Annotated in this window: 23 protein-coding genes; 19 read left to right on the top strand and 4 right to left on the bottom strand. The window is 70.5% G+C overall.

Annotation, left to right across the window (positions count from 1 at the left end; all coding sequences use genetic code 11):
* Nucleotides 1-117 precede the first annotated feature (117 nt).
* The 18 genes from cobO to ACIGFL_RS09045 all read left to right on the top strand — a co-directional run bounded on the left by cobO (nucleotide 118) and on the right by ACIGFL_RS09045 (nucleotide 16646).
* Nucleotides 118-729 (top strand): cob(I)yrinic acid a,c-diamide adenosyltransferase, encoded by a 612-nt coding sequence (gene cobO / locus ACIGFL_RS09130; protein ID WP_397496942.1) that lies wholly within the window; start codon nucleotides 118-120, stop codon nucleotides 727-729.
* Complete coding sequence (locus ACIGFL_RS09125; protein WP_397496941.1) at nucleotides 726-2018, top strand: cobyrinate a,c-diamide synthase; 1293 nt, start codon at nucleotides 726-728, stop codon at nucleotides 2016-2018. Before cobO ends, ACIGFL_RS09125 begins: the two co-directional genes overlap by 4 nt.
* Nucleotides 2015-2668, top strand: a complete 654-nt coding sequence (bluB, locus tag ACIGFL_RS09120; protein ID WP_397496940.1) for a 5,6-dimethylbenzimidazole synthase — start codon at nucleotides 2015-2017, stop codon at nucleotides 2666-2668. Before ACIGFL_RS09125 ends, bluB begins: the two co-directional genes overlap by 4 nt.
* Before the next feature lie 27 nt (nucleotides 2669-2695).
* Nucleotides 2696-3604, top strand: coding sequence for an adenosylcobinamide-phosphate synthase CbiB (cbiB, locus tag ACIGFL_RS09115; RefSeq protein ID WP_397496939.1), 909 nt, complete (start codon nucleotides 2696-2698; stop codon nucleotides 3602-3604).
* Nucleotides 3597-4592 (top strand): threonine-phosphate decarboxylase CobD, encoded by a 996-nt coding sequence (gene cobD, locus ACIGFL_RS09110; RefSeq protein ID WP_397496938.1) that lies wholly within the window; start codon nucleotides 3597-3599, stop codon nucleotides 4590-4592. The genes cbiB and cobD overlap by 8 nt, the downstream gene beginning before the upstream one ends.
* A complete protein-coding gene (locus ACIGFL_RS09105) occupies nucleotides 4589-6046 on the top strand; it encodes a cobyric acid synthase (RefSeq protein WP_397496937.1) in 1458 nt (485 codons plus the stop codon). Before cobD ends, ACIGFL_RS09105 begins: the two co-directional genes overlap by 4 nt.
* A 129-nt stretch (nucleotides 6047-6175) precedes the next feature.
* A complete protein-coding gene (cobU, locus tag ACIGFL_RS09100) occupies nucleotides 6176-6697 on the top strand; it encodes a bifunctional adenosylcobinamide kinase/adenosylcobinamide-phosphate guanylyltransferase (RefSeq protein ID WP_397496936.1) in 522 nt (173 codons plus the stop codon).
* The gene (gene cobT / locus ACIGFL_RS09095) at nucleotides 6694-7749 is read left to right on the top strand and encodes a nicotinate-nucleotide--dimethylbenzimidazole phosphoribosyltransferase (protein ID WP_397496935.1); all 1056 of its coding nucleotides are present in this window, start codon (nucleotides 6694-6696) and stop codon (nucleotides 7747-7749) included. The genes cobU and cobT overlap by 4 nt, the downstream gene beginning before the upstream one ends.
* A complete protein-coding gene (gene cobC, locus ACIGFL_RS09090) occupies nucleotides 7746-8321 on the top strand; it encodes an alpha-ribazole phosphatase family protein (protein WP_397496934.1) in 576 nt (191 codons plus the stop codon). Before cobT ends, cobC begins: the two co-directional genes overlap by 4 nt.
* Nucleotides 8318-9052, top strand: a complete 735-nt coding sequence (locus tag ACIGFL_RS09085) for an adenosylcobinamide-GDP ribazoletransferase (protein ID WP_397496933.1) — start codon at nucleotides 8318-8320, stop codon at nucleotides 9050-9052. Before cobC ends, ACIGFL_RS09085 begins: the two co-directional genes overlap by 4 nt.
* 59 nt (nucleotides 9053-9111) lie before the next feature.
* The gene (locus tag ACIGFL_RS09080) at nucleotides 9112-9969 is read left to right on the top strand and encodes a hypothetical protein (RefSeq protein ID WP_397496932.1); all 858 of its coding nucleotides are present in this window, start codon (nucleotides 9112-9114) and stop codon (nucleotides 9967-9969) included.
* 85 nt (nucleotides 9970-10054) lie between these two features.
* A complete protein-coding gene (locus ACIGFL_RS09075; RefSeq protein ID WP_021445174.1) occupies nucleotides 10055-10459 on the top strand; it encodes a MarR family winged helix-turn-helix transcriptional regulator in 405 nt (134 codons plus the stop codon).
* A 64-nt stretch (nucleotides 10460-10523) separates the two neighbouring features.
* Nucleotides 10524-11729 carry an MFS transporter gene (locus ACIGFL_RS09070; protein WP_021445175.1) on the top strand — a complete coding sequence of 402 codons (1206 nt, stop codon included), beginning with the start codon at nucleotides 10524-10526 and terminating at the stop codon, nucleotides 11727-11729.
* On the top strand, nucleotides 11726-11851 hold the full coding sequence (locus ACIGFL_RS09065) for a hypothetical protein (protein WP_256679207.1): 126 nt from the start codon (nucleotides 11726-11728) through the stop codon (nucleotides 11849-11851). The genes ACIGFL_RS09070 and ACIGFL_RS09065 overlap by 4 nt, the downstream gene beginning before the upstream one ends.
* A gap of 266 nt (nucleotides 11852-12117) precedes the next feature.
* Nucleotides 12118-12666 carry a glutathione peroxidase gene (locus tag ACIGFL_RS09060; RefSeq protein WP_397496931.1) on the top strand — a complete coding sequence of 183 codons (549 nt, stop codon included), beginning with the start codon at nucleotides 12118-12120 and terminating at the stop codon, nucleotides 12664-12666.
* A 160-nt stretch (nucleotides 12667-12826) separates the two neighbouring features.
* On the top strand, nucleotides 12827-13753 hold the full coding sequence (locus tag ACIGFL_RS09055; RefSeq protein ID WP_397496930.1) for an esterase/lipase family protein: 927 nt from the start codon (nucleotides 12827-12829) through the stop codon (nucleotides 13751-13753).
* 46 nt (nucleotides 13754-13799) lie between these two features.
* Complete coding sequence (locus ACIGFL_RS09050) at nucleotides 13800-14864, top strand: lipase secretion chaperone (RefSeq protein ID WP_397496929.1); 1065 nt, start codon at nucleotides 13800-13802, stop codon at nucleotides 14862-14864.
* Between the two features lie 12 nt (nucleotides 14865-14876).
* A complete protein-coding gene (locus tag ACIGFL_RS09045; RefSeq protein WP_397496928.1) occupies nucleotides 14877-16646 on the top strand; it encodes a hybrid sensor histidine kinase/response regulator in 1770 nt (589 codons plus the stop codon).
* 6 nt (nucleotides 16647-16652) lie between these two features.
* On the opposite strand, the gene ACIGFL_RS09040 is transcribed toward ACIGFL_RS09045, so the two are convergent.
* From ACIGFL_RS09040 to ACIGFL_RS09025, 4 genes are all read right to left on the bottom strand, one after another.
* On the bottom strand, nucleotides 16653-17264 hold the full coding sequence (locus ACIGFL_RS09040) for a response regulator (RefSeq protein WP_021442619.1): 612 nt from the start codon (nucleotides 17262-17264) through the stop codon (nucleotides 16653-16655).
* 63 nt (nucleotides 17265-17327) lie between these two features.
* Nucleotides 17328-18593 (bottom strand): OmpP1/FadL family transporter, encoded by a 1266-nt coding sequence (locus tag ACIGFL_RS09035; RefSeq protein ID WP_397496927.1) that lies wholly within the window; start codon nucleotides 18591-18593, stop codon nucleotides 17328-17330.
* A gap of 218 nt (nucleotides 18594-18811) precedes the next feature.
* Nucleotides 18812-19291, bottom strand: coding sequence for a hypothetical protein (locus ACIGFL_RS09030; protein WP_021442621.1), 480 nt, complete (start codon nucleotides 19289-19291; stop codon nucleotides 18812-18814).
* A 194-nt stretch (nucleotides 19292-19485) separates the two neighbouring features.
* On the bottom strand, nucleotides 19486-20340 hold the full coding sequence (locus ACIGFL_RS09025) for a sulfurtransferase (RefSeq protein WP_021442622.1): 855 nt from the start codon (nucleotides 20338-20340) through the stop codon (nucleotides 19486-19488).
* An 88-nt stretch (nucleotides 20341-20428) separates the two neighbouring features.
* On the opposite strand from ACIGFL_RS09025, the gene ACIGFL_RS09020 reads away from it, so the two are divergent.
* Nucleotides 20429-21235, top strand: a complete 807-nt coding sequence (locus ACIGFL_RS09020; protein ID WP_397496926.1) for a lysophospholipid acyltransferase family protein — start codon at nucleotides 20429-20431, stop codon at nucleotides 21233-21235.
* The last annotated feature ends 125 nt before the right edge of the window (nucleotides 21236-21360 follow it).

Genomic DNA, 21360 nt, shown 5'->3' with positions numbered 1-21360 from the left:
GTTCTCCGCCTGCCTTGTCCAGCCCAGTGTGTTCGGGAGCGCAACGATGCCGCCACGCCAGCTTGCCAGTCGTGCACGGCGGCCCGCGCCCCGATGCCCGCAGACCAGGAAACTTCGATGAGCGAATCGGCTGATCGCGACGCTCGGCACCAGGCGCGCATGGCGCGCAAGAAGGCGCTGATCGACGCGAAGATCGCCCAGGCCCAGGACCAGTACGGCCTGCTGCTGGTGCACAGCGGCAACGGCAAGGGCAAGAGCAGCAGCGCCTTCGGCATGGTCGCCCGCGCCCTCGGCCACGGCATCAAAGTCGGCGTGGTGCAATTCATCAAGGGCGCCGCCAGCACCGGCGAGGAGGCCTTCTTCCGCCGTTTCCCCGAGGAAGTCAGCTATCACGTGATGGGCGAGGGCTTCACCTGGGAGACCCAGGATCGCCAGCGCGATATCGCCAAGGCGGGCGAGGCCTGGGCCGTTGCGCAGCGCCTGCTGAACGACGAGGGCGTCGGCCTGGTGGTGCTGGACGAGCTGAATATCGCCCTCAAGCACGGTTATCTCCAGCTCGATGCGGTGCTCGCCGATATCCAGGCGCGGCCGCTCTCGCAGCACGTGGTGGTGACCGGGCGCGGCGCCTTGCCGGGGATGATCGAGGCGGCCGATACGGTGACCGAGATGAGCCTGGTCAAGCATGCCTTCAAGGCCGGGGTGAAGGCGCAGAAGGGGGTGGAGTTTTGACCTCGCGCCAGTGCCCGGCGCTGCTGATCGCCGCGCCGGCCTCGGGGCAGGGCAAGACCACCGTCACCGCCGCCCTGGCGCGCCTGCACAGCCGTCAGGGTCGGCGGGTGCGGGTGTTCAAGTGCGGCCCGGATTTCCTCGACCCGATGATCCTCGCCCGCGCCAGCGGCGCGCCGGTGTACCAGCTCGACCTGGCCATGGTCGGCGAGGCGGAGAGCCGCCGCCTGCTCTGGCGGGCGGCGGGCGAGGCCGAGCTGATCCTGATCGAAGGGGTGATGGGCCTGTTCGACGGTCAGCCCTCGGCGGCCGACCTGGCGCGGCAGTTCAGCGTGCCGGTGCTGGGGGTGATCGACGGTTCGGCCATGGCCCAGACTTTCGGCGCCTTGGCCCATGGCCTGGCGACCTTCCAGCCCGACCTGCCGTTCGCCGGCGTGCTCGGCAACCGGGTGGCCAGCGCGCGTCACGGCGAGATCCTGCGCGCTGCGCTGCCGCCGACCATCCGCTGGTACGGCGCGCTGCCGCGCAATGCCGCGGTGGAGCTGCCCAGCCGCCACCTGGGACTGGTGCAGGCGCAGGAGCTGGCCGACCTGGATGCGCGCCTGGACGCTGCCGCCGATGCCCTGGCCGCCAGCGCCGAGGTGGCCTTGCCGGCACCGGTGCGCTTTGCCGCGCCGCCGCCGCGGGTGGTCGAGCCGCTGCTGGCCGGCGTGCGCATCGGCGTGGCGCGCGACGGCGCCTTCGCCTTTCTCTACCAGGCCAACCTCGATCTGCTGCGCGAGCTGGGCGCCGAGCTCGAATTCTTCTCACCGCTGGCGGGCGACGGCCTGCCGCAGGTGGACAGCCTCTACCTGCCCGGCGGTTATCCCGAATTACACCTCGCCCAGCTGCAAGGCAACCAGGCCATGGCCGCGGCGATTCGCGCCCATCACCAGGCCGGCAAGCCGATCCTCGCCGAGTGCGGCGGCATGCTCTATCTGCTCGACGAGCTGGCCGACAAGCAGGGCGCCAGCGGCCGCATGCTCGGCCTGCTGGCCGGCCGCGCCGCGCTGCAACCGCGATTGACCGCCCTGGCCCTGCAGCAGGTGACGTTGCCGGAAGGCGAGCTGCGTGGCCACAGCTACCACCATTCGCGCCTGGACAGCCCGCTGGCGCCACTGGCCCTGGGCCGTTGCCCGAACGGCAAGGCGGTGGCCGAGGCGGTCTATCGCCTGGGCCGGCTGACGGCCAGCTATATCCACTTCTACCTGCCGTCCAATCCCCTGGCGGCGGCGGCGCTGTTGCGTCCATGAGCGAGCAGGCCTTCAGCGCCGCTGAGCGCGCCGCAGTCTATCGCGCCATCGCCGAGCGCCGCGACATGCGCCACTTCAGCGGCGGCGAGGTGCCGGCCGAGGTGCTGGCACGCCTGCTGGAGGCGGCGCACCGCGCACCCAGCGTCGGCCTGATGCAGCCCTGGCGCTTTCTGCGTATCAGCGACCCGCAATTGCGCGAAGCCGCCTACGCGCTGGTGGAGGCCGAGCGGGTGCGCACCGCCGAGGCGCTGGGCGAACGCTCCGATGAATTCATGCGGCTCAAGGTCGAGGGTATTCGCGAGTGCGCCGAGCTGCTGGCGGTGGCGCTGATGGACGGGCGCCAAAAGCATGTCTTCGGCCGCCGCACCCTGCCGGAAATGGATATGGCGTCGGTGGCCTGCGCCATTCAGAATCTCTGGCTGGCCGCCCGCGCCGAAGGCCTGGGCATGGGCTGGGTGTCGCTGTTCGAGCCCGAGGCGTTGGCCGCGCTGCTGGGCATGCCGGCCGGTAGCAAGCCGGTGGCGCTGCTCTGTCTGGGGCCGGTCGCGGCCTTCTATGACCAGCCGATGCTGGTGGAAGAGGGCTGGGCCAGGCCGCGGCCGCTCGCCGAGCTGCTGTTCGAGAATCGATGGGGAGAACGTGTTGACTGACCTATCCACTGGCAACGGGCGGTGGCGATGAGCCTGGCGCTCAGCACCCTGGCCGGGGTGGCGCTGGACGCCGCGCTCGGCGAGCCGAAGCAGGGCCACCCGCTGGTGGCCTTCGGGCGCCTGGCGAATCGTTTGGAGCAGCGCTTCAACCCCGCCGGCGGCGGCTGGCGCAGCCATGGGGTGAGCGCCTGGTGCCTGGCGGTGCTGCCGCTGACCCTGCTGACCTGGCTGCTGGCCCAGGTCTCGGCCTTCGGCTGGGCGGTGGAGATCGCCGCGCTGTACTTCGCCCTCGGCCTGCGCAGCCTCGGCGAGCACGCGCGGCCGGTGGCGCAGGCGCTGCGCCTGGGCGATCTGGTGCTGGCGCGCGAACGCGTCGGCTGGATGGTCAGCCGCAACACCGCCGCGCTGGACGCCGGCGGCGTGGCCCGCGCCGGCACCGAGTCGGTGCTGGAAAATGGTTCGGATGCGGTGTTCGCCGCGCTGTTCTGGTTCGTCGTCGCCGGCGCGCCGGGCGTGGTGCTGTACCGCCTGAGCAATACCCTGGACGCCATGTGGGGTTATCGCAACGAGCGCTTCGAACGCTTCGGCTGGGCCGCGGCGAAGATCGACGATGTACTCAATTACCTCCCCGCGCGTCTGGTGGCGCTGACCTACGCGCTGCTCGGGCGCACCGCCCTGGCGCTGCGCTGCTGGCGCCGCCAGGCGCCGCAATGGGACAGCCCCAACGCCGGCCCGGTGATGGCCGCCGGCGCCGGCAGCCTGGGGGTGAGCCTGGGTGGTGCGGCCGAATATCACGGCGAGCTGCATGTGCGCCCGCAACTGGGCGAGGGGCCGCCGCCGCGGGCGCGCGATATCGAGCGCGCGCTGAATCTGGTGTGGGGCGGCGTGCTGCTGTGGCTGGCGCTGCTGGGACTCTGGGAGGTACTGGGTGCTTGAGCATGGAGGCCGCCTGCGCGCGGCGGCGCAGCAATACGGCATCGCCCGGGAGGACTGGCTGGACCTGTCCACCGGCATCGCCCCCTATGGCTGGCCGCTGCCGGCGATTGCGGCCGAGGCCTGGGCCCGCCTGCCGGAGCCGGACGATGGCCTGGAAGCCGTCGCCCGCGACTACTACGGCGCGGCCAGCCTGCTGCCGGTGGCCGGCTCGCAGGCGGCAATCCAGGCCTTGCCGCGCCTGCGCAAGGGCTGCACGGTGGGCATCCTCTCGCCGACCTACGCCGAGCACGCGGCCGCCTGGCGCCGCGAGGGGCACCGGGTGATGCAGCTCAGCGAGGGCGCCATCGACCGCGCCCTGCCGCGCCTCGACGTGCTGCTGCTGGTCAACCCGAACAATCCCACCGGCCGGCGCATCGAGACGCCGCGCCTGCTCGCCTGGCACGCGCAACTGGCCGAGCGCGGCGGTTGGCTGCTGGTCGACGAGGCCTTCATGGATTGCACCCCCGAGCACAGCCTGGCCGCTCACGGCGCGCAGCCGGGACTGATCCTGCTGCGCTCGTTCGGCAAGTTCTTCGGCCTGGCCGGCCTGCGCCTGGGCTTCGTCCTCGCCGAGCAGGCCCTGCTCGACGAATTGGCCGAGCTGCTCGGGCCCTGGGCGGTGAGCGGCCCGGCGCGGCAGCTGGCGCGTCAGCTGCTGGCCGACGACGCCGGCCAGGCGCGTCAACGCCAGCGCCTGCAGGCCGACGGCGAGCGCCTGGCCGCGCTGCTGCGCGACTGCGGCCTGCCACCCACCGGCGGCTGCGCGCTGTTCCAGTTCTGCTGCCCGCCGCGGGCCGGCGACTGGCACGTGGCGCTGGCGCGGCGCGGCATCCTGGTGCGGCTGTTTCCCTTTCTCGATAGCCTGCGCTTCGGCTTGCCGCCGCACGAGGCGGGCTGGCAGCGCCTGCAGCAGGCCCTGCGCGAGTGCGCCGAGGAGCTGGGGCAATGATCGGCGCCACTCTGATGGTGCAGGGCACCACCTCCGACGCCGGCAAGAGCACCCTGGTGACCGCCCTGTGCCGCTGGGCGCGGCGCCAGGGCGTGGCGGTGGCGCCGTTCAAACCGCAGAACATGGCGCTCAATTCGGCAGTGACGGCCGACGGCGGCGAGATCGGCCGCGCCCAGGCGGTGCAGGCCCAGGCCGCCGGCCTCGAACCTCACACCGACATGAACCCGGTGCTGCTCAAGCCCAACAGTGACACCGGCGCCCAGGTGATCATCCACGGTCGCGCGGTGGGCAATATGCAGGCGCTGGCCTATCACGGCTACAAGCAGGTGGCCATGGCCGCGGTACTCCAGTCCCATGAGCGTCTGCGCCGGCAGTACCCGCTGGTGCTGGTGGAGGGCGCAGGCTCGCCGGCGGAGATCAACCTGCGCGCCGGCGATATCGCCAACATGGGCTTCGCCGAGGCGGTGGACTGCCCGGTGATCCTTATCGCCGATATCGACAAGGGTGGGGTGTTCGCCCACCTGGTCGGCACCCTGGCGCTGCTCAGCCCGTCCGAGCAGGCGCGCATCCAGGGCTTCGTGATCAACCGTTTTCGCGGCGACATCGCTCTGCTGCAACCGGGGCTCGATTGGCTGGAGCGGCGCACCGGCAAGCCGGTGCTCGGCGTGCTGCCCTACCTGATGGATTTCCACCTGGAGGCCGAGGACGCCGTCGACACCCGCCAGCAGGCCAAGGCCGAGGACGCGTTGCGGGTGGTGGTGCCGGTGCTGCCGCGCATCAGCAACCACACCGACTTCGACCCGCTGCGCCTGCACCCGCAGGTGCAGTTGAGCTTCGTCGGCCCCGGCCAGGCGATGCCGCCGGCCGACCTGATCGTCCTGCCCGGTTCCAAGAGCGTGCGCGCCGATCTGGCGCGGCTGCGCGAGCAGGGCTGGGACGCCGCCATCGCCCGTCATCTGCGCTACGGCGGCAAGCTGCTGGGCATCTGCGGCGGCCTGCAGATGCTCGGCCGGCACATCCACGACCCGCACGGCCTGGAAGGCGCCGCCGGCAGCAGCGAGGGCCTCGGTCTGCTCGATTTCGAAACGCGGCTGGAGCCGGAGAAACAATTGCGCAACGTGCGTGGCCGCCTGTGCCTGGAGCAGGCCGAGGTCAGCGGCTACGAGATTCATGCCGGGGTCAGCACCGGCGCCGGCCTCAATGGCGCGGTGAGTCTGGACGACGGCCGTCGCGACGGCGGCCTGAGCGGCGACGGTCAGGTGCTCGGCACCTACCTGCATGGCCTGTTCGAGCGCCCTGAAGCCTGCGCCGCGCTGCTGCGCTGGGCCGGGCTGCGCGAGGTGCAGGCGGTGGACTACCAGGCCCTGCGCGAGCGCGATATCGAGCGCCTGGCCGATCTGGTGGAGGCGCATCTGGATACCGATCAACTCAAGGCGCTCTGTGGCCTGGCGTAGGGTGGACGACGCTTTTTTCGTCCACCGCTGTGATCGCTGGACACCTGCCAATGGTGGATCGGTAAAGCGCGATCCACCCTACGTATTTGATCTGCCAACGGTGCGCACGGCGCACCCAACGGAGTGGACATGCTTGAACTGATCCTCGGCGGTGCCCGTTCCGGCAAGAGCCGGTTGGCGGAGAAGCTGGCGGCCGAGTCCGGCCTGGAGGTGGTGTATATCGCCACCAGCCAGGCGCTGGACGGCGAGATGAATGCGCGCGTCGCCCAGCACCGCGCGCGCCGTCCGGCGCATTGGGCGCTGGTGGAGGAACCGGTGGCGCTGGCCCGTGTGCTGCGTGAGCAGGCGCGCGAGGAGCGCTGCCTGCTGGTGGACTGCCTGACCCTGTGGCTGACCAACCTGCTGCTCTTGGACGACGAGGCGCGCCTGGCCACCGAGCGCGACGCGCTGCTCGACACCCTGGGCGAGCTGCCCGGGCGCATCCTGCTGGTCAGCAACGAGACCGGCCTGGGCGTGGTGCCCATGGGCGAGCTGACCCGCCGTTATGTCGACGAGGCCGGCTGGCTGCACCAGGCCCTGGCCGAACGCAGCCGGCGCGTGCAGTTCTGCGTCGCCGGGTTACCGATGATCCTCAAGGGAGAGGCGCTATGAGCCTGCACTGGTGGCAGGGCCCCTGCCAGCCGCTCGATCACGTGGCGCGGGCCAAGGCCGAGGCGCGCCAGCAACAGCTGACCAAACCGGCCGGCTCGCTCGGACGCCTGGAAGCCCTGGCGATCCAGCTGGCGGCGCTGCAGGGCAGCGAGCGACCGAGGCTGGACAGGCTGTGGATCGCCATCTTCGCCGGCGATCACGGCGTGGTGGCCGAGGGCGTGTCGGCCTACCCGCAGGCGGTGACCGGGCAGATGCTGAGCAACTTCGTCCACGGCGGCGCAGCCATCAGCGTGCTGGCCGGCGAACTGGACGCCGCGCTGGAGGTGATCGACCTGGGCACCGCCGTGCCGCTGGAGACTCTGCCAGGTGTGCGTCATCTGCAGGTCGGCGCCGGCACGCGCAATCTCGCCCGCGAACCGGCGATGACCAATGCCCAGGCGCTGATCTGCCTGCAGGCCGGCTGCGACAGCCTGCTGCGCGCCCGCGCGGTGGGCTGCGAGCTGTTTATCGGTGGCGAAATGGGCATCGGCAACACCACCGCCGCCGCCGCGCTGGCCTGCTGGCTGCTCGATTGCCCGCCGGCCGAGCTGGCCGGCCCCGGCACCGGGCTGGACGCCGCCGGAGTGGCGCACAAGGTACGGGTGATCGAGGCGGCGCTGGCCCTGCACCGGCCGCAGCTCGGCGCGCCGCTGCAGGCGCTGGTGCACCTGGGCGGCTTCGAGATCGCCGCGCTGGTCGGCGCCTACCTGGCGGCGGCGCAGCAGGGTGTGGCGGTGCTGGTGGACGGCTTCATCTGCAGCGTCGCCGCGTTGCTGGCGGTGCGCCTGAACCCCGGCTGCCGCGACTGGCTGCTGTTCGCCCACCGCGGCGCCGAGCCCGGGCATGCCCGGGTGCTGCAGGCGCTGGACGCCGAGCCGCTGCTGGAGCTGGGCCTGCGCCTCGGCGAGGGCAGCGGGGCGGCGCTGGCCGTGCCGCTGCTGCGCCTGGCTTGCACGCTGCACGGGCAGATGGCGACTTTCGCCGAGGCGGCGGTGGCGGAGCGTCCGGCATGAGCCTGCGCCTGGAATTGTTGCGCCACGGTGAAACCGAGCAGGGCGGCGGCCTGCGCGGCAGCCTCGACGATGCCCTGACCGCGACCGGCTGGGCGCAACTGCGCGCCGCGGTGGCCGGCGCCGGGCCCTGGGACGCGCTGGTCAGCTCGCCGCTGCAGCGCTGCGCACGCTTCGCCGAGGAACTGGCGGCGCAGCACGCTGTGCCGCTGGCCTTCGACGCCGATCTGCAGGAGCTGCACTTCGGCGCCTGGGAGGGGCGCAGCGCCGCCGAACTGATGCAGACCGATGCCGAGGCCCTGGGCCGCTTCTGGGCCGATCCCTATGCCTTCACCCCGCCGGACGGCGAGCCGCTGCTGCGCTTCGAGGCGCGCATCCTCGCCGCCCTGCAGCGGCTGTACCAGGCGCACCGCGGCCGGCGCCTGCTGCTGATCACCCATGGCGGGGTGATGCGTCTGCTGCTGGCGCGCGCCCGCGGCCTACCGCGCCACGAGCTGCTGCAGGTCAATGTCGGTTACGCCCAGCGCGTGCGCCTGCAGCTGGACGGGCAGGGCGCCCTGACGGAGCTGGCATGAGCCCGGCGCTGATCGCCCTGCAGTTTCTCACCCGCCTGCCGGTTCGCCTGCCGGGCATGCCCACGGCCGAGCAGCTCGGCCGTTCGCTGCTCTGGTATCCGGCCGTGGGCCTGCTGCTCGGTCTGCTGCTGTGGGGGGCTCACTTGCTGCTGGGCGCGGCCCCGGCATTGCTCCAGGCGGCGATCATCCTGGCGCTGTGGGTGGGCTTGAGCGGCGGCCTGCACCTGGACGGCCTGGCCGACAGCGCCGACGCCTGGGTCGGCGGCTTCGGCGACCGCGAGCGGACCCTGGCGATCATGAAGGACCCGCGCAGCGGGCCGATGGCGGTGACGGTGCTGGTGCTGCTGCTGCTGCTCAAGTTCGCCGCCCTGGTCAGCCTGTTGCAGGCCGGGCAGGGCCTGCTGCTGGTGCTGCTGCCCTGGCTGGCGCGCGGCCTGCTGCCGTTGCTGCTGTGGACCACGTCTTACGTACGCGCCGGCGGCCTGGGCCAGGCGCTGGCCGAGCAGCTGCCGCGGCGCCAGCTGCCCTGGCTGCTGGCCGGTCACGGCCTGGCCATCTGCCTGCTGTTCGGCTGGGCCGGCGGGCTGGCGCTGGCGGTCGCTGCGCTGGTGTTTTTCTGCTTGCGGCGTCTGATGTGCCAACGCCTGGGCGGCACCACCGGCGATACCGCCGGCGCCCTGGTCGAGCTGGCCGAGTGTGCCGTTGTCCTGGCGCTGGCCTTGCTGGTCTGAAGGCAGAACCCGCGGCATCACCTAGGCTTCAGGCATAACCACAAAGATTGCCTGCCTTTATGCCTCTTCTGCGCTGGATGCTCGTGCTGCTGTGCCTGCTGCCGCTCGGCGTGCGCGGCGAAACCCTGACCTGGGGCGTGCTGCCGCTGCCCGGGGTATTCAACGTACGCGACGGCGAGTTGGTCGACGGCGTGCTCTACGAGGCCATGCAACTGCTCGATGCGCAGCTGGCGGAGTTGCAGATCCGCTACGAGGTGCTGCCGTTCGCCCGCCTGGAGCAGCGCCTGCTGGCCGGCGAGCCGCTGTGCATCAGCGGCCAGTTGCAGAGCGCCGAGCGCGACCGCCTGGGACACTTCGTCGCTTTTCTGCAGTCGCCACCGATCCATGTGCTGGTGCGGCGCCAGACCTATGCCCAGCTGGCCCTGGACGAGGGCCGGGTCAGCCTCGCCTGGCTGCTGGCCAACCCCTACCTGCGCGGCGCGCTGACCCGCGGCCGGGTCTACCCGCCGGCCATTCGCGAACCCCTGCAGCAGGCGCTGGACGCTCGCCGCCTGCTCGAACTGGCGGCCGGCACCGCCGGCGACAACCTGCTGCTGATGGTCAGCCACCGGCGCATCGACTACGCCTTCGAGTACCCCATGGTCTACACCGAGGTGGCGCGCAGCTTCAGCCTCGGCGACAGCCTGGTCAGCGTGCCCTTGCTGGAGGGCGATGCGCTGGTGCCGGTGGGTTTCTACTGCCCGCGCACGGCCTGGGGCGCGCGCATGGCCGCGCGCCTGGAACGCGCCGTGGTCGCGCTGCTGGCGCAGCCGCAGGGCCTGCTGCAGGTGCAGCGGCGTTGGCTGCCGGAGGAGGTCTACGCGCGTTTCGCCGCGGATTTTCGCCGCTATTACCGGCAGCGCGCCGCCGGGCGCTAGCGGAAGCCCCTGGCGGACTGTTATGCCGACAAAGCGGGCAACTGTGCCTGTGTCTCGGCGCGAAGCGGGTATATACCTGTACCCCATGTTGCCGACCACCTGCCTCTGCACCCAATTGCGCCGCGCCAGCCGCGGAGTCACCCGACGTTACGACGACGCGCTCGCCGCGGTCGGGCTCGGCGCCGCCCAGTTTTCCCTGCTGCGCCATGTGCAGCGGCTGGGGCAGCCGAGCATTTCCGCGCTGGCCGAGGCCATGGGTCTGGATCGCAGCACCCTGGGGCGCAACCTGCGGGTGCTGCAGGAGCAGGGCTTGCTGCAGCTCGGCGAAGGCCGCGATCAGCGCAGCCGCGAAGTGTTGCTCAGCGCCGCCGGTGTGCAGCGTCTGCAGCAGGCGCTGCCGCTCTGGCAACAGGTGCAGGACGAACTCAACGCACGCCTCGGCGAGGAGCGCCGCGCCGAGCTGATGCAACTGCTGGAACAACTGGCCTGATCGCGTATCGGCTCTTACTTATCGCCTTCACGGCCGCGACTGGCCGTCCCTGGGAGACACCCTAATGACCACCGCATGGCGCTCGACCACCTGGCTGCTGCTGGGCGCGTCGCTGATCCTGGCCCTGTCGCTGGGCACCCGCCACGGCTTCGGCCTGTTCCTGCCGCCGATGAGCGCCGAGTTCGGCTGGGGGCGTGAGGTGTTCGCCTTCGCCATCGCCCTGCAGAACCTGATCTGGGGCCTGGCGCAGCCATTCACCGGGGCGCTGGCCGACCGCTTCGGCGCACGCCGCACCATAGTGGTCGGCGGCCTGCTGTACGCCATCGGCCTGCTGCTGATGGGCCTGGCCGACTCGCCGCTGTCGCTGTCGCTGAGCGCCGGCCTGCTGATCGGCATCGGCCTGTCCGGCACCTCCTTCTCGGTGATCCTCGGCGTGGTCGGCCGCGCCGTGCCGGTGGAAAAACGCAGCATGGCCATGGGCATCGCCGCGGCGGCCGGCTCCTTCGGTCAGTTCGCCATGCTGCCCGGCACCCTGGGGCTGATCGGCTGGCTCGGCTGGTCGGCGGCGCTGCTCGCCCTCGGCCTGCTGGTGGCGCTGATCCTGCCGCTGGCGGCGATGATCAAGGAGCAGCCGATGCCGCTACCGAGCGGGCCTCAGCAGACCCTGGTCGAGGCGCTGCGCGAGGCGGCCGGCCACTCCGGCTTCTGGTTGCTGGCGCTGGGTTTCTTCGTCTGCGGCTTCCAGGTGGTGTTCGTCGCCGTGCACCTGCCGGCCTACCTGGTCGACCATCATCTGCCGGCGCTGACCGGCACCACGGTGCTGGCCCTGGTCGGGCTGTTCAATATCTTCGGCACCTATATCGCCGGCTGGCTCGGCGGGCGCATGTCCAAGCCGCGCCTGCTCAGCGCCCTGTACCTGACGCGCGGGGTGGTGATCACCTTGTTCCTGGTGGCGCCGCTGACGCAGTGGAGCGCCTACCTGTTCGGCATGGCCATGGGCCTGCTGTGGCTGTCCACGGTGCCGCTGACCAACGGCACGGTGGCGACCCTGTTCGGCGTGCGCAACCTGTCCATGCTCGGCGGCATCGTCTTCCTGTTCCACCAGCTCGGCTCCTTCCTCGGCGGCTGGCTGGGCGGCTACCTGTACGACCACACCGGCAGCTACGACCTGGTCTGGCAGATCTCCATTCTCCTCAGCCTGCTGGCTGCAGTCCTCAACTGGCCGGTGCGCGAGGTGCCGGTGGCGCGTCTGCAGGAGGCCGGCGCGTGAGCACGCGGCCGCTGCTGATCGGCGCCGCGCTGCTGGCAGCGGGCCTGCTGCTGGCGCTGGCCTGGTGGGGCTGGCGGCAGGGCGGCCTGGCGCTGCTGCAGCTGGGCATGAGCTTCTGCTGAGTTGCCCTGGGCACGCATGACGAGTAGCGTGACCGGATAGCAGGCCGTTGAAAAACTACCTGCGTTGGCAATACTGCGTTAAAAACAGCCTCAAAATGCTCATTTACAGTATGTAAACTCCGCTTTTTTCGGCTGTTTGACTCGTTGCACTCGCCCTGCGGGCCAGCCTTCGGCTGTTACTCCCGTTGGTCGTTGCGCCTTGTCTTGCCTGCCTCGCCTACGTTTTTAAACGACCTGCCCGCACCAGACTCTTCAGGGAAACCACCATGTCGCTGCGCCGCTTCGCCTGTACCCTCCTGTTGTCCGGCCTGGCCGTGCCGGCGCTGGCCGCCGACTGTCCGACCCTGCTGCAGGGCGAGCTGCCGCGCCTGCGGGCCAAGGACAGCATCGATCTGTGCCAGTTCGCCGGCAAACCGCTGGTGGTGGTCAACACCGCCAGCTTCTGCGGCTTCACCCCGCAGTTCAAAGGCCTCGAGGCGCTCTATCAGCGCTACAAGGGCCAGGGCCTGGAAGTGCTCGGCGTGCCCTCCGACGACTTCCGTCAGGAAGCCGACGACAGCGAGAAGACCGCCACCGTCTGCTACGTCAACTATGGCGTGACCTTCACCATGAGCGAGCCTCAGGTGGTCACCGGCGCCGAGGCCATTGCGCTGTTCAAGGGCCTGGCCGAGCAGAGCAAGGCGCCGCGCTGGAATTTTTCCAAGTACGTGGTCGACCGCCAGGGCAAGGTGCTCGCCAGCTTCTCCAGCCTGACCAAGCCGGACGATCCGCAGCTGATCGAGGCGGTCGAGCGGGCCATCGCCTCGCAGCCCTGAGCCCGCGGCAGGCGCGCCGCCTGCCGTCTTAGCAAACGAGACCCGATGCACAGCCTCTCACCCATCTGGGCGATGGGCCGTGCCCGGCTGCCTGCCTAGACTGGCGCGGCGCCGGACGCAGTTCCCCGGCGTGCCCACAAGAACAATAACGGAGGCACCCATGCGTCGCGTCTATACCACTGCCCTTGCCACTCTGGCCCTGCTCGGCGCCGCCCAGGCCCAGGCCAACTACACCCAGACCAAGCACCCGATCGTGCTGGTGCACGGCATCACCGGCTTCGACACCATCGGCGGGCTGGTCAACTACTTCCACACCATCCCCTGGAACCTCGAACGCGACGGCGCCAAGGTGCATATCGCCAGCGTCGCCGCGTTCAACGACAGCGAACAGCGCGGCGCCGAGCTGGCCCGGCAGATCGTGCCCTGGGCCGCCGCCGGTGGCGGCAAGGTCAACCTCATCGGCCACAGCCAGGGCTCGCCCACCTCGCGGGTGGCGGCCTCGTTGCGCCCCGACCTGGTGGCCTCGGTGACCTCGATCAACGGCGTCAACAAGGGCTCCAAGGTGGCCGACGTGGTGCGCGGGGTGATCCCGGCGGGCGGCGCCATCGAAGGCGGCGCCAACGCCATCGCCAATGCGCTCGGTTCGCTGATCAACCTGCTGTCCGGCGCCAGCAACCCGCAGAACGGCCTCAATGCCCTGGCCACCCTGACCACCCCCGGCACCACCGCGCTCAACGGCCGCCATCCCTGGGGCGTGAACAGCAGTAGCTACTGCGCCAAGTCCACGGAAGTGCATAACGTGCGCGGACACAGCATTCGCTATTACTCCTGGACCGGCAACGCCGCCTACACCAACGTCTTCGATGCCGCCGATCCCTTCCTGGCCTTCACCGGCCTGGCCTTCGGCAGCGAGAAGAACGACGGCCTGGTGGGCGTCTGCGCCACCTACCTGGGCCAGGTGCTGGGCGACAGTTACAACATGAACCACGTCGACGCGATCAACCACCTGTTCGGCATCCGCGGCTGGACCGAGCCGGTAGCGCTGTATCGCCAGCACGCCAACCGCCTGAAGAACAAAGGCATCTGACCTCCCACCCGCGGCGGGCCCACCGGCCCGCCGCAGCGAGTTGCCCATGTCCCGATCCCTGAGCCTCTGCCTGGCCGCGGCGCTGCTCGCCGGCGGTCTCACCCTGTATTGGCGCTGGCCGGCTGCCGAGGCCGTGCCGGCCGCCTCCGTCGCTCCCGTCGGTGCCCGCGTCGAGCAGCCAGCGCCAGCGCCGGTGCCGCGCGCAGCCGCGCCGACGCCCACCGCCACGCCACAGGCGCCAGCGGCGCCGCTGCCGAGCCTGGCCGGCACCGAAGTCGACGGCCGCCTGCAGACCGATGCCGCCGGCAATCTGGTGCTGGAGCTGGCGCTGCGCGATTACTTCGATTATTTCCTCAGCGCCGTCGACCACTCCGGCCTCGACGCCTCGATCGCGGCGCTGCTGGCCGATGCCGGCGCACGTTTGCAGGAGCCGGCGCTGGGTCAGCTGACCAACCTGCTCGGCGACTACCTCGACTACAAGCGCGCCAGCCTGGCACTGTTGCAGCAGCCGCTGAACGCCCGCCAGCAGGTCGCCCCCCAGGCCCAGCTGCAGGCGCTGCAGCAGGCCTTCGAGCGCCTGGATGCCCTGCGCCGCACGCATTTCTCGGCCGCCGCGCAGGAGGCACTGTTCGGCGCCGAGCAGGCCTACGCCCGCTACACCCTGGACAGCCTGGCGCTGCAGCAGCGCGACGACCTCGGCGAGGCGCAGCGCGCGCAGTTGCACGAGCAGCTGCGCCAGCAGTTGCCGGAGGCGCTGCGTGCCAGCGAGCTGCGCCAGGAGCAGGCCCAGGCACAACTGGCGCGCAGCGAACAGCTGTGGCGCGACGGCGCGGACGAGCAACAGGTGCGCGAGTTCCTGGCGATGACCTATGATCCGCCCACCGTGCAGCGCCTGCTGGCCGAGCAGCGCCGCGAGCGCGATTGGCAGCAGCGCTACCAGGCCTACCGCGCCGAGCTGGCCGGGTTGCAGGGCCAGGGGCTGAGCGCGGCGGATGGCGCGCAGGCGCAGCAACGGCTGCGCGAACGGCTGTTCGCCAGCGAAGATCGACACCGGGTGGAGACCTATGACGCCATCGCCGCCAAGCAGCCGCAGACGCCGCCCGAGCCCTGAGCGGCGGTGCCCATGAGCGTCGAGCAGCAGGAGCGCCTGCTGCTGGCCCAGCAGCGCCGCGGCTACAGCCGGCTGTGCTTCGTGCCGGCGCTGGAGCAGGCGTTCGCCGAGCACCGGGTGCAGCGCATTCGCCGCCGCCTGCCGCTGATCGCCGCCACCGCGGTGCTGTTCCAGCTGGCCTACGCGCTGCTGGATATTTTCGCCATGCCGCTGGCCGTCAGCCTCTCGGCCTTGCCGCTGCGCCTGCTGGCGCTGGGCGCGGTGCTGCTGGCGTTCGTCTACTGCCGGCGTGCGGCTACGCCGCCGCGGCGGGCGGCCGCGGTCTACGCCGGCGCCTACCTGTGCAACGGCGTCAGCGTCGCGGTGATCGTCCACCTGTGCTGGCAGCAGGGCGTGGCGATGCCCTACGACGGTCTGTTCCTCATCCTGCTGTTCGGCTACGCGCTGCTCGGCCTGTCCTTGCGGGCGATCGGCCTGTGCAGCTGGGGCTTCTGCCTGCTGTTCGTCGGGCTCGGCCTGGGCCTCGGCGAGGCGGGGGACGAGCTGGCCTATCAGGCCATGTTCCTGTTCTGCGCCAACCTGATCGGCACGGTCGGTGCCTATATGCAGGAGCACGGTCAGCGCGGCGCCTGGCTCAACCTGTGCCTGCTCGACCTGGCGCGCCAGCGCGCCGAGGCCGACGACGCGCGCAAGCTGCGCCTGCTGGCGGCGGCCAGCCACGACCTGCGCCAGCCGTTGAACGCCATGGGCCTGTACGCCCAGCACCTGGTCGAGCAGGGCGGCGATGCCCAGACCCGGCGCATCAGCGCACGTCTGGCCGCCTCGGTGGAGCAGCTCGGCCGCCTGCTGCAGTCGCTGCTCGACTACAGCCGGCTGACCCTGCCCGGCGGCGTGCAGGCCAGGCCGCATGCCTTCGCCCTGCGTCCGCTGCTCGAACGCCTGCTCGGCGAGCTGGCCCCGGAGGCGCAGCAGCAGGGCGTGGCGCTGCGCCTGGAGTGCGCCGACTGTGGCGTGCGCAGCGACCCCCTGCTGCTGGAGCGGCTGCTGCGCAACCTGCTGAGCAACGCCCTGCAGCACGCCGGGGCGCGGCAGCTCAGCCTGAGCGCGCGCGTGCAAGGCGGCGCGCTGCTGCTGGAGGTGAGCGACGACGGCCGCGGTCTGAGCGAGGCGGAGCAGACGCTGGTGTTCGAGGAGTTTCGTCAGCTGGACAACCCCGGGCGCAATGTCGAGCGCGGTCTGGGCCTCGGTCTGGCCATAGTGCGGCAGCTGGCCGCGGTGCTGGAGCATCCGCTGCAACTGCATTCGCAACCCGGCGCCGGGGCGCGTTTCGTCCTGCGTCTGCCGCTGGCCGAGGTGCCGGCGTCGGCGCTGGCGGCGAGCGACGGCGTGCGGCGGTTGCGCGGACGCATCCTGCTGCTGGAGGACGACGCCACCGGGCGCGAGGCCCTGGCCGGCCTGCTGCGCCGCTGGGGCTGCGACGTACAGGCCTGTGCCGACCTGGCCGGCGCCCTGGCCGCCCTGCGCCGCGCGCCGCCGCAGCTGCTGATCAGCGATTACCGCCTGGCCGAGTCGGGCGACGGGTTGCAGGCCATCGAGTGCCTGCGCGAGGCCGCCGGGCAGATGCTGCCGGCGCTGCTGATCAGCGCCGATCTGAGCCCCGAGCTGCAGGAGCGTTGCCTGCCGGCGCACGTCATGCCGCTGGGCAAGCCGCTGCTGCCGGCGCGCCTGCGCCAGGTGCTGGCCAGCCTGCTGCCGCGCAGCGCGGAGCAGGAAACGGCCTGACGCCGACTACAGCCAGCCGCGCTGGCGTGCGGCGCTGACGCAGGCGGTGCGGGTGTGCACGGCGAACACCTCGAACAGCGCCTTGAGGTGGGTTTTCACCGTGTCCTCGGCCAGGCCCAGCTGGCGGCTGATGGCCTTGTTCGGCAGGCCTTCGGCCAGCAGTTGGAGGATTTCCAGTTGGCGCGGGGTCAGCGGCGAGGCGCTGGCCGGGGCCGGCAGGGTTTCGCCGAGCAGCACGCGGGTGACCGCCTGGCGCAGGGCGTTGCCATCGGCGCTCTTGGGGATGAAGCCGAGCGCGCCGGCGGCCAGCGCGGCCTGGGCATCCAGGCTCGAGTCGCTGGCGCTGAGGATCGCCACCGGGGTGGCGTCGCCGCGTGCCAGCCAGCGCTGCAGCAGCTCCAGGCCGGGTTCGTCGGGCAGGCGCAGGTCGAGCAGGATCAGGTCGTAGGAATGCTGGCGCAGGCGCTGTTCGGCTTCCGCGGCGCTGTGCGCGGTGTGCACCTGCAGGTCTCGGGCGAGTGGCGCCAGGGCCAGGGCCAGGCCATCGAGGAAGATCCGGTGGTCGTCCACCAGCAGCAGGCGCAGGCGGTCGGGCAGGGTGGTGCAGAGGGCAGTCATGATGTTCTCACGCGGCTTTTCTTGTTGTTCTGCCGCGCGAGTGTAGCCAATCTCCGGCGCCGATTAGTAGCGGTAGGTCACCTGGGCGCCAAGACCGTGGGCGCTGTTCCGGTAGGTGGCGCGGTAGGAGCCCTTGAGCGGCTCGTCGAGGTCGATCTTGGCGTCTTCTTCCATCAGGTAGGAGTAGGCCAGGTCGAGGGTCAGGTCGTCGTTCGGGCTCCAGCCGGCACCGACGCTGAAGATGGTGCGGTCGCCGGTGGGGATGCGCGGCGAGCGGTGCCGATTGTTGGTCGGCGACTGGTCGACGGCCACGCCGGCGCGCAGCACCCACTGCTTGTTGAGCTGGTAGGCGGCGCCCACGGCATGCGCCCAGGTGTCGTGCCAGCCCTGTTCCTCGGTGATGGTGGTGAGGTTGGCGGCGAACGGGCCGGCCACGCCCTTGTTGTCCACGGTGATCTCCTGCAGGCGGCTCCAGCGGGTCCAGGTGCTGCCGGCGTAGAGGGTCCAGCGCTCGCCGAGGGCGTGGGTCACCGAGAAATCCACCGACTCGGGCGTCTGCAGCTCCAGGCTGGCATCGTACTTGCCGGCGGAGCCGGCCAGCAGGCTGTCGCTCTCGACCTTGGTGTGGCCCTTGAGCTTGTAGTCCACCTTGGAGTGATAGGTCAGGCCGAAGCGGGTGGCGGCGTTCAGTTCGAACAGCACGCCGGCGTTGAAGCCCATGGCGAAGTCGTCGCCCTTGACCTCTACCTGGCCGGCCGCCGAGCTGGGCAGGAAGGGGTTGGGAATGGTCGAGGTCAGCTGGCCCTCGATATGGTTGAGGGTGGGGCCGAAGCCGACCGACCACTGGTCGTTGAAGCGGTAGCTGAGGGTCGGCTGCAGGGTGATCACCCGCACTTCGCTGAGGTTGGCGTAGCCGCGGCCCTGGAAGTTGCGCTCATAGTCGGTGACCAGGCCGAAGGGCACGTAGAGGCCGAAACCGAAGCTCCACTGCTCGTCCAGCGGCTTGACGTAATAGCCCATGGGCGCGGCGACGAACGGCACCATGTCGCCGTCGTTGCTACCGGGGATGGTGCTCTCGGCGTCGTCGATATCGCTCTTGGCGATGATCGCCGCCAGGCCGCCGCTGACCTGTTCGCGCTCGAGGCGGGCCATGCCGGCCGGGTTGCCGAAGACGGTGGTGGCGTCATCGGCGGCCGAGGAACGCCCGGCGAAGGCGGTGCCCATGGCGCTGACGCTCTGTTCGTTGATGGCGAAGCCGCTGGCCAGGCCGTGGCTCGAGGTGGCGGCGATGGCCATGGCCAGGCCGGTCTTGAGGAGGCGTTTGCTCACGAGAGAACTCCTGTGGGTGAGGCGGGGGGCGCACGCTACAGTTTTTCCTGACCCCTGCCAAGCCACATAAGTTCAGAGAAAATGGGGAGATTGTCGGACAATTTTCGTGAATTGTCGGACATTGCTACAGATTGTGTTCGGCGCTCTCGGGCCTTGCCGCGGCGCCTCGGCACCCTGTCTGTGGTGACTGTGCTGCGCGGGGTGCGGCGTGCTGCCCGCTAGGCGACCCGACTGAACTGACCGACCCAGCGCTGCCAGGCGTCGATGAAGTCGCACAGCCGTCCCTGCGGCTGGAACACCTGGCGCCACACGCGGGCCAGGCCGAGCAGGTCGTCGGCGTCCGGCAGCTCGGCCTGCTCGGCCTCTATAAGCAGCCAGGCGATGGCGGTGGCGTAGCGCAGGTTGACCGTCAGCTCCAGGTGCGGCGCGGCGAGAAAGGCGTGCTGGCTGGCCAGGCCACGCACCCGGCTGGCCAGCTCCGGGTCGCGCGCCAGGTGCTGGTCCCACAGCTGCAGGTGGCGCTGTTCGGCGATGCGGTACAGGCCATGGCCGCGGCGGTCGTCCAGGGCGCTGCCGAGCGCCGACTGGCTGGCCGCGGTGCCGAGCAGCAGGGCCTCGGCGACGGCGGAGTGACGCCCCAGGTAGAGCAGGGTAGGGCGGATGACGTGCTGGCTGAGATCGCAGGCGGCTATTCCCATGGCATCCTCGCGAAGGGTGCCGGTGGGGCCGGGCGCTTGGCAGCCTTGTTCGTCGTTCTGATAAAGGCCCCACCGGAAGCGGGGTTAGCCGCTCATCCTCAAGTCTAGTGCGACCTTTTCACTGTAAAGAGCTGTTTTTAAATTGTTTTCGGCTTTCGGTTATTTGCCATATTCCTGCTGGTACTTAAGCCGCTTCAGTCGCCGGTGGCGATGGGGCGCCGCTGATCGGTGATCCATTCGCTCCAGGAGCCGGCGTAGAGCGGCGCCAGCGGATAGCCGGCGAGGCTCAGGGCGAACAGGTTGTGGCAGGCGGTGACCCCCGAGCCGCAATAGGCCACCAGGCCTTGCGCCGGGCGCGCGCCGCGCAGGGCATCGAAACGCGCGCGCAGCTGTTCGGCGGGGAGGAAATAGCCGTCGGCGTCGAGGTTGTCGGTGAACGCCGCGCACTGGGCGCCGGGGATATGCCCGGCGACCGGGTCGAGCGGCTCCACGTCGCCGCGAAAACGCGGCAGGGCGCGGGCGTCGAGCAGGCACAGATCGGCCGAACCCAGGCGCCGGGTCAGTTGCTCGGCGTCCACCAGCAGGCTGGCGTCCGCCTGGCCGGCGAAGTCGCCGGGGGTGGGCGTCGGTTGCCGCCGGTCGAGCGCCAGGCCGGCCTCGCGCCAGGCTTTCAGGCCGCCGTCGAGCAGGTACAGGCCGTCGCGCTTGCCCAGCCACAACAGCAACCACCAGGCGTGTGCGGCGAAGGCGCCGGGGCCGTCGTCGTAGAGCACCACCTGGCTGCCCGCGCGCAGGCCCCAGTCGCGCAGGCGCTGATTCAGCCGGGCCGGGTCGGGCAGCGGGTGGCGTCCGGTGACGCCTTTGACGATCGGCCCGGACAGGTCCTCTTCGAGGTCGGCGAAGCAGGCGCCGGGAATATGCCCTTCCAGATAGCTGCGCCGGCCGTAGGCCGGGTCGTCGAGGGCGAAGCGGCAATCGAGCAGGACCAGCTCGGCTTGCCCCAGGCGTTGCTGCAGCTGGGCGGGGGTGAGCAGTTGCGCGAGCGGCATGGTGGCTCCTGTGTCGTGGCGGCGATTGCCGGCATCATAACGCCAAGCCTTTGCGCTGCAGCCATCTCCCGCGAAGAAGGAGCTATTTATGCTGAGCATGCAACCCATCGCCCAGAGCGCGACCCTGGCCCGCCGTGTTGGCGTGGTGCTCGGTTCGCTCGCCGTGACCCTGTATTTCTGCCTGCGGGTGATCGGCCTGGCTACCGTCGGTCGGCTCGACCGCGCCCGCGTCGACCGCTACACCCGCCGCTGGTCGCAGCTGCTGCTGCGCCTGGTGCGTATGCGCCTGGCGGTGCACGGCGCCTGTCCGGACTTCGGCGACGGCCGCCGCTACCTGATCCTGTGCAGTCACGCCAGCCACTACGACATCCCCGCCAGCTTCGTCGCCTTGCCCGGTTCGATCCGCATGCTGGCCAAGCGTGAGCTGTTCCGCATCCCCTTTCTCGGCCGCGCCATGCGCGCCGCCGAGTTTCCCTCCATCGCCCGCCAGCAGCATGAACAGGCGCTGCGCGACCTGGCACGGGCGCGGCAGATGATGGAGAGCGGCATCGTCCTGTGGGCCGCGCCGGAGGGCACGCGCTCGCCGGATGGCCGCCTGCAGCCGTTCAAGAAGGGCTGCTTCCACCTGGCCCTGGATACCGACGCGATCATCGTGCCGGTGGCCATTCGCGGCATCCAGCACGTGCTGCCGGCGCGCACTTGGCGCTTCAACCTGGATCAGTCGGTGCAGCTGCTGATCGGCGCGCCGATTGACGCCGGCCGTTACCGCCGTGACGAGCTGCCGCGGCTGATGCTCGATACCCGTGCCGGCATGGAGCGCCTGCTCTACGGCGCCGCATCGCAGATGCCGGCGCCGAGCCCGGGCGTTGCACCTGCTTGTGTGCTCGAAAAGTGAGCGTAATCTGAGTCGATCTGGTGCGATTTTCTGTTGGGCGCTCTGAATTCACTGTTTTAGAGGGTTTTCCCGATAGGTTTTGCGCACCAAATAGTTTCATAAAGGCGACATATTGATCTGTTTTG

Source organism: Pseudomonas sp. NPDC077649, assembly GCF_044542855.1.
Lineage (GTDB): Bacteria > Pseudomonadota > Gammaproteobacteria > Pseudomonadales > Pseudomonadaceae > Aquipseudomonas.
Note: the sequence above shows the minus strand (reverse complement) of the source record. Positions and strands in the feature narration are given on the sequence as shown.